6 protein-coding genes and 1 pseudogene are annotated in these 7,695 nt (G+C 70.1%); all 7 read right to left on the bottom strand.

Annotation, left to right across the window (positions count from 1 at the left end; all coding sequences use genetic code 11):
* Positions 1–928, bottom strand: a 928-nt coding sequence (locus tag ACE3Q2_RS07190) for an acetate/propionate family kinase (protein WP_374473550.1), incomplete at its 3' end; no start/stop codon positions are given.
* Positions 929–945: 17 nt separating this feature from the next.
* The gene (locus tag ACE3Q2_RS07185) at positions 946–1,698 is read right to left on the bottom strand and encodes an SDR family NAD(P)-dependent oxidoreductase (protein WP_033474840.1); all 753 of its coding nucleotides are present in this window, start codon (positions 1,696–1,698) and stop codon (positions 946–948) included.
* A 49-nt stretch (positions 1,699–1,747) separates the two neighbouring features.
* Positions 1,748–2,674 (bottom strand): annotated as a pseudogene (locus tag ACE3Q2_RS07180) (bifunctional enoyl-CoA hydratase/phosphate acetyltransferase); the annotation flags it as partial.
* 17 nt (positions 2,675–2,691) lie between these two features.
* The gene (locus ACE3Q2_RS07175) at positions 2,692–5,178 is read right to left on the bottom strand and encodes a DUF3141 domain-containing protein (protein WP_374473549.1); all 2,487 of its coding nucleotides are present in this window, start codon (positions 5,176–5,178) and stop codon (positions 2,692–2,694) included.
* 22 nt (positions 5,179–5,200) lie between these two features.
* Entirely contained in the window at positions 5,201–6,382 is a 1,182-nt protein-coding gene (locus tag ACE3Q2_RS07170; RefSeq protein WP_033474839.1) for an acetyl-CoA C-acetyltransferase, read from the bottom strand.
* Between the two features lie 68 nt (positions 6,383–6,450).
* On the bottom strand, positions 6,451–7,197 hold the full coding sequence (phbB, locus tag ACE3Q2_RS07165) for an acetoacetyl-CoA reductase (protein ID WP_374473548.1): 747 nt from the start codon (positions 7,195–7,197) through the stop codon (positions 6,451–6,453).
* A 5-nt stretch (positions 7,198–7,202) separates the two neighbouring features.
* The gene (locus ACE3Q2_RS07160) at positions 7,203–7,655 is read right to left on the bottom strand and encodes a phasin family protein (RefSeq protein ID WP_033474837.1); all 453 of its coding nucleotides are present in this window, start codon (positions 7,653–7,655) and stop codon (positions 7,203–7,205) included.
* Positions 7,656–7,695: the final 40 nt, after the last annotated feature.

The following is a 7,695-nucleotide window of genomic DNA, read 5'->3' as shown; positions in this document are numbered from 1 at the left end:
AAAGGGCCAGTGCCAAGCGCGCTCGCTCCCCCGTTTCGCCTGCATCGTTCTCGTGTCCGACAATGACGCGCGGCTCGGCCGAGATTCCCGACACGCCGAGCAGGCCGGAGCGGTGGTAGAGGATGCGGCCGACCTCTTCCAGCGACAGCTTCTCGATCTCCATCAGATACAGCACCGCGCCCGGGTCCAGCACGCCGGTACGGGTGCCCATCATCAACCCGTCCAGCGCCGAGAAGCCCATGGTGGTGGCCACGCTCCGCAGATCCTGCATCGCGCACAGGCTCGCGCCGCTGCCCAGGTGAGCAACGATGGTGCGTCCATGCGCGACGGCACCGTGGCGCTCGCCCAGGACCGCGGCCATGTAGGCGTAGGACAGGCCGTGGAAGCCATAGCGCCGCAGTCCGCGCTGCCACGCATCCCAGGGCAGCGGCAGCATCTGCTCGACCACTGGCAGGGTGTGGTGGAAGCCGGTGTCGAAGCAGGCGACCTGGGCGATGTCCGGGCGCTCGCGCAGCAGGATCTCGATGGCCTCCAGCGCGAACGGCTGGTGCAGCGGCGCCAGCGGGATGTAGCCCTTGAGGTCGGCCAGCACCTGGGCATCGACGCGCACCGGGTCGAAGTACTTGCTACCGCCGTGGACCACGCGGTGCGCGATCGCGGCCACGCCGCGCCCGTCGAGCCGGGCCAGGACGCGCTGCCGGATCAGCGCCAGCGCGTCGCGGTAGGGGTGGTCCGGGCCCAGTTCGATCGGGAACGGCGCCACGTCGGTCTCGCCGAAATCCGGCGCCGGCCCGCCGATGCCCTGCACCTTGCCGTTCCACAGCGGCCTGCGCGGCAGCGGCACGGCGCCGGCATCGAACACGGCGAACTTGATGCTCGACGAGCCGCAGTTGAGCACCAGCAGGACGTCTCGGGTGGGTTCGGACATGGATATGCGGCCTGCGTTCAGGCGGCGGTGTAGCCGCCGTCGGCGACCAGCGCGCTGCCGGCCAGGAAGCTGGCGCCATCGGACAGCAGGAAGGCGACGGCATGGGCGATCTCCTCGGCGCGGCCGAGCCGGCCGATCGCGTGCTTGGCCACCAGCGCCTGCCGCGTGGCGCCGTCCAGGTTGGCCAGGATCGCCGTCTCCACGTAGCCGGGGTGGATCGAGTTGATGCGCACGCCCTGGCTGGCATAGGCCAGCGCGGCCGAGCGGGTCAGGCCGGTCACGCCGTGCTTGGCGGCCACGTAGGCCGGGGCGCCGGCGTCGCCGACCAGGCCGAGGATCGAGGACATGTTGACGATGGCGCCGCCGCCGGCGGCCAGGATCGCCGGGATCTGGTAGCGCAGGCCGTACTGCACGCCGCTGAGGTTGATGTCGATGACCCGGCGCCATTCCTCGGTGGTGAGTTCACCGGCCGGCTTGAACGGGGCACCGATGCCGGCATTGTTGAACGCCAGCTGCAGCGCGCCGAATTCGCGCACGGCCAGCGCCACCGCCGATTCGGCGTCCTCTGGGCGCGAGACGTCGCCGGCGTGGGCCACGGCGGTGCCGCCGTCGGCGACGATGGCCCCGGCCACGCGCCCGGCGGTGCCGGCGTCGATGTCCGAGACCACCACACGCAGGCCGTTGGCGGCCAGCAGCCTGGCGGTGGCCTCGCCGATGCCCGAGCCGGCGCCGCTGACCAGCACCACGTCACCCTGGAATGTGTATTTCATGTCATCTCCTTCGTTTGATGGAACCGTCGTCGGCATCGGGGGCCGTTGTTCAGGGCGGGATCTGCCGGTAGCGGTGCGCCAGCAGCAGGGCGATCGCGCAGGAGGCCAGGCGCGTTTCGCGGCTGTCGGCACGGCTGGTCAGGATGATCGGCACTTTGGCACCGAGCACGACGCCGGCGCTCTCCGCGTTGCCCAGGTAGATGAGTTGCTTGGCGAGCATGTTGCCGCTCTCCAGGTCGGGCACCACCAGCACGTCGGCCTGCCCGGCCACCGGCGAGGCGATGCCCTTGGTACGCGCGGCGGCGATCGACACCGCGTTGTCGAAAGCCAGCGGCCCGTCGAGCACGCCGCCGGTGATCTGGCCCCGGTCGGCCATCTTGCACAGCGCGGCGGCGTCCAGCGTGGCCGGCATCGCCGGGTTGACGGTCTCGACCGCCGCCAGGATGGCGACCTTGGGCTCGGCCACGCCGATGACCTGCGCCAGTTCGATGGCATTGCGGACGATGTCGGCTTTCTGCAGCAGGTCCGGGGCCAGGTTGATGGCCGCATCGGTGACGATGAAGGGGCGCGGATACTGCGGCGTCTGCAATACGAAACAATGGCTGACCCGGCGCTTCGTACGCAGCCCGGTGGTGGAGGACACCACTGCCGACATCAGTTCGTCGGTATGCAGGCTGCCTTTCATCAGGGCCTCGACCTGTCCCTCGCGGGCCAGTTCGACCGCGCGCGCGGCGGCGGCGTGGCTGTGCGGCACGTCCTCGATGGCCAGGCCGGCCAGCTCCAGGCCGGCCTGGCTGGCGACCGCTTCCAGTTTCGGGCGCGGGGCGACCAGGATGGGCTCGATCAATCCCTCCGTCCTCGCCTCCAGGGCCGCCGACAGGCTCAAGGCATCGCAGGGATGCACCACTGCGACCCGAATCGCCGACTTGCCCGCGACGTGGGCGAGCAGGTGCAGCAGGCCTTCGTTGCCGGCGGCCTGGCCGGTTGTCGCGGTCATGGGCGGGTTCCTTTCTTGCCGGTGGCCTTCTTGCCGGGACGCCCAGGCGAACCGGAGGGGCCGGGACGGGTGGCGGGCTCGCCAGCGGTCCCCGATGGGACTGCAGCGCCTGCCTTGGTGCCGCGCTTTCGCGTCTGCGCAGTCCCGGGACGCGGCGCGTGCTTTGCCGCGGAAGCCGCTTTGGCGGTGGCGGCCTTGCCGACCTTCGCAGGCACGCTGGGCGCATGGGCAGGTGTCACCGGCACCGAGGCGGCCGGCGCGGCCGCAGCGGTCGCCGCTTGCGCGGCGTGTGCGAACAGGTCGAGCACGCGTCGCAGGCTGGCCTGCTCCTGGGCAGACAGGCTGCCGGCCAGTTCCACCAGACCGGCGATGATGTCGCTGGCGCGGTGGATGATGTCGGGTGGCGTGTCGGCCAGCAGCCGCGGGATCGCCGCCAGTGCGGCCTCGCCGTCGCGCCAGACCAGCAGGCCCTGTCGGCGCACCAGTTCGCGGAACCGCGCCAGGTCCGGCACGCCCAGATCCGGGCGGTCCAGGCGCGGCTGCAGCAGCTCCCAGGCATGGCGGAAATGGCGGCCGTCGGCCTCGCCGCGGGTCTTGAGCACGAAGAACAGGCCGCGGATCACCGCCTCGGCCAGCCCGCCCCGGTCCAGGTCGGCCTCCAGCCGCGCCAGCTCGCCGGCCAGGAAGGCGCGGTGCTCGGGCGAATCGCCCGGATGCGTCCTGGGCGGCTGCGGTTGGTACAGGGTCTGCCCTGCCAGCGCCTGCAGCAGGGGCGAGCCGAAGATCAGTTCGAACAGGCGTCCCTGCAAGGCGTCGCGCTGGTCCCGGAACTGATCCAGCGCCTGCACGATCGTCTCGGACAGTCGCTCCTGCGCCAGCAGGAAGGGGTTGCCCGCGGCGGCCGGCGCACGCTCCTTGCGGATCTGTTCGGCGGCGGCGGCGACCGGCACGGCCAGTGGATGCTGATCCGACCACCACTCGAAGCCGACCCGCAGCGGCTGCAGCGCTTGCAGCCAGCGGGCAGACCAGGGCGTGGAGATCGCCCGGATCCAGGGTTGCAGCGTGTTGCGGTACAGCGCCAGGTTGATCTCCGACAGGCGCGCGGCGGCCGCGAAGCGGCGGTCGGACGCGGGATCGGGCCGCACGATCTGGCCGATCTCCTCCAGGCTGCTGCCGCGGATGCGCATGAGGTACTCGGCGTCGTCGAGCTCGCCCGCCGGCACGCCGTCGGGACGGTCCTCGACCTCGGCGCGGTAAATCCCGGACGGCAGCAGGTCGATGATGTCGATGTTGGCGGCGAACTCGCGGTGTTCCTTGCGACCGACGCTGGCCGAGACGAAGATCCCCAGATGGCCGATGCTGTCGTGGGTGGCGTAGACGATGGTCTGGTCGTGGGCGACCAGGTCGTCCTTGTCGCGGTACAGGTCGGTGATCCAGCCCAGCGCCTGGCCGGGCGGGGTGATGTTGTCGCCGTAGGAGCAGAACACCACGATCGGCGAGCGTATGTTGCGCAGGTCCACGCGCACGCCGTCGGAGGTCAGCAGCTCGGCGGTGGCCAGCTTGTTGCCGATGAACAGGTTGTCGACGATGTACTGCATCTCCACGTCGTTGAGGAAGACGTAGCCGCCCCAGTACTTCTCGAAGCCCAGGTAGCGGTCGGCCTCGGTGTCGATGTTGGCGTACAGGTGGTACTGCTTCTTCCACAGGGTGTTGGCCGGGTCCAGGTGCTCGAAGTTCTGCACCAGCCAGGCGCCGTCGAAGCGCCCGGCGCCGATGTCGCTGGTCAGTGCGGTCAACCAGCTGCCGCCGGTCAGGCCGCCGCCGTAGCGCATCGGGTTGTCGCCGGCCCAGTACGAGACCGGCGCGCCGGCCAGGATGATCGGCCCGAACAGCTCCGGCCAGACCGCCGCGGTCATCAGCACCTGCCAGCCGGCCTGGCAGTTGCCGATCACCACGGGCTTGCCGTTGCCCGGATGCAGTTCGCCGACCTTGCGCACGAACGCGGCCTCGGCGCGCATCACGTCCTCGACCGTCTGCCCCGGCACCGGGTCGGGCAGGAAGCCGACGAAGTAGCACGGATGACCGGCCTTCATCGCCGCACCGATCTCGCTGTCGGGCTTGAAGCCACCGATGCCCGGGCCGTGGCCGGCGCGCGGGTCGACCACGACGAAGGGGCGCTTGGCCGGGTCGACCGGGGTTCCGGCGCCGGGCACGATGCGCGCCAGCCCGTAGTTGACCGGGCGCGGCAGGTCCAGGCCGGAGAGCACCAGTTCGGCCTCGAAGTCGAGCACGTTGGGCACGCGCTCGCGCAGGTGCGCCTGGTACTGGTTGCCGCGCTGGCGGAGTACGTCGGCATACAGCAGGCCGCGCTGCCAGGCGTCGATGGCGTATTCGGCCGCGGCGGCACCCAGCCGCAGCGGGTCGGTCGGCCAGTCTGCGGGGATGTTCCCGGTCGTCTTGTGGGGGGCGCGATCGTCGCTCATGTCGTCGGGGCCTGCGTCGGGATCAGCGTTCGATGGCGATGGCCACGCCCTGGCCACCGCCGATGCACAGCGTGGCCAGGCCCTTGCGGGCATCGCGGCGGATCAGTTCGTGGACCAGGGTGACCAGGATGCGCGCACCGGACGCGCCGATCGGGTGCCCCAGCGCGATCGCGCCACCGTTGACGTTGACCCTGGCCGTGTCCCAGCCCAGTTCCTGGTTCACCGCCAGCGCCTGCGCGGCGAAGGCCTCGTTGGCCTCGATCAGGTCGAGATCGCCGATGCGCCAGCCCGCCTTGTTCAGCGTCTTCTGCGTGGCCGGCACCGGGCCGATGCCCATGACCGCCGGGTCCACGCCGGCGCTGGCATAGCCGCGGATCCATGCCAGCACCGGCAGGCCCAGTGCCTCGGCCTTCTGCGCACTGGCCAGCAGCAGCACCGCGGCGCCGTCGTTGATCGTGGAAGCGTTGCCGGCGGTGACCGTGCCGTCCTTCTTGAACGCAGGGCGCAGCTTGGCCAGCGCCTCGGCGGTGGTGCCGGCGCGCGGCTGCTCGTCGGTGTCGAACAGCACCGGGTCACCCTTGCGCTGCGGGATTGATATCGGGGTGATCTCGTCCTGGAAGCGGCCGGCTGCGATGGCCTCGGCGGCCTTGCGCTGCGAGTCGGCGGCGAAGGCGTCCTGCTGCGCGCGGGTGATGCCGTAGCGCTCGGCCAGGTTCTCGGCGGTGATGCCCATGTGGTAGTCATTGAAGGCGTCCCACAGGCCGTCGCGGATCAGGCTGTCCTCCAGTTGCGCATGGCCCAGGCGCAGGCCGGTGCGCGCCTTGGGCAGCACGTAGGGCGCCAGGCTCATGCTCTCCTGGCCGCCGGCCAGGACCAGGTCGGCGTCGCCCAGGGCGATCGCCTGCGCGGCCAGGTGCACGGCCTTCAGGCCCGAGCCGCAGACCTTGTTGAGGCTCAGCGCCGGCACCGTGTGCGGCAGGCCCGCCGCGATCGCGGCCTGGCGCGCCGGGTTCTGGCCGCTGCCGGCGGTGAGGATCTGGCCCAGGACGACCTCGTCGATCTCCGCGGGCGCGATGCCGGTCTTCTCGACGATGCCGCGGATCAGCGCCGCGCCCAGGGCGTGGGCCGGCAGGCCGGACAGCGTGCCCTGGAAACTGCCGATGGCGGTGCGGGTGGCCGCCAGGATTGCAATGTCGTTGCTCAACTCATGTCCTTTTCTTTGCGGGAGGGCGCCTGACCGCCGGCGCGACCGGCGCCGCGGCGGGCGCGGCGTCAGTACATGTGCTGGCCGCCGTTGATGGACAGGTTGCTGCCGGTGAGGAAGCCGGCGGCATCGCCGGCGACGAAGCCGATCAGCGCGGCGATCTCGTCCGGTTCACCCAGGCGACCGACCGGGATGCCAGCGATGATCTGGTTGCGCACGTCCTCGGGCACGGCCATCACCATCTGCGTGGCCAGGTAGCCTGGCGAGATGGTGTTGACGGTGATGCCCTTGCGCGCCACCTCCTGGGCCAGCGCCTTGGTGAAGCCGTGAATGCCGGCCTTGGCCGCCGAGTAGTTGGTCTGGCCGAACTGGCCCTTGGAGCCGTTGATCGAGGAGATGTTGATGATGCGGCCCCAGCCGCGTTCGAGCATGCCGTCGATGAACACCTTGGTGACGTTGTACATCGAGTCCAGGTTGACCCGGAGCACCGCGTCCCAGTTCTCCTTGCTCAGCTTGCGGAAGGTCGCGTCACGGGTGATGCCGGCGTTGTTGACCAGGATGTCCACCACATGCCCGTCGGCGGCGATGCGCTCGGCCATGGCCTGGGTCGAAGCCCAGTCGGCCACATCCACGCCGTAGCACTGGAAGGTGTAACCGGCATCGGCCTCTTTGCGCAGCCACAGGTTGGCGGCTTCGTCGCTGCGGGCGTGGGTGACCAGCACCGTATGTCCGGCATCGTGCAGATGGCGGGCGACGGCCTCGCCCAGCCCTCCCATGCCGCCAGTGACCAGCGCAGTATGTGTTGTGCTGCCCATTCCGATCAGTCTCCCTTGGGCGCCTTGCGCTGGGTGGCCTCGGTCGTCTGCGACCACAAGGCATTCCACTGCTTGAAGACGTCGGCGAAGGGCGACGCGGAGTTGTCGCTGCCGAGCGCGCTGCTCACGGCCTTGTGCCAGCTCTCGATGGCCTGCTGCAGTCCCGACGTGAAGGCCGCCTGGTTCTTGATCGCGACCTGTTGGAACGTCTGCACGTGCGCAACGCGGCCCTGGAACTGACGCCAGAAGGCTTCAGGCGGCAACGACGCCAGTGCCTGCCAGTTGGCCGAACGCAGCACGCCTTCGATCTCGGCCGAGGTTTCCGCGATCCCCTGCGAACTGGCCTCCTTCACCGAGTCCAGCCATTGATGGCTGCTTTCCTGCAGCAAGCGAGTCAGGCGCAACTGCAGTTCGGCGTTGGCCTTGAGGAGGTTCAGGGGAAGCGTTTCGGTGGTCATGGGTAGTGCCTCACTGAGTGGAAGTCCCGAGTCAGGGACG

The sequence above is a fragment of the Arenimonas sp. genome, assembly GCF_041913985.1.
Taxonomy (GTDB): domain Bacteria; phylum Pseudomonadota; class Gammaproteobacteria; order Xanthomonadales; family Xanthomonadaceae; genus Arenimonas.
Note: the sequence above shows the minus strand (reverse complement) of the source record. Positions and strands in the feature narration are given on the sequence as shown.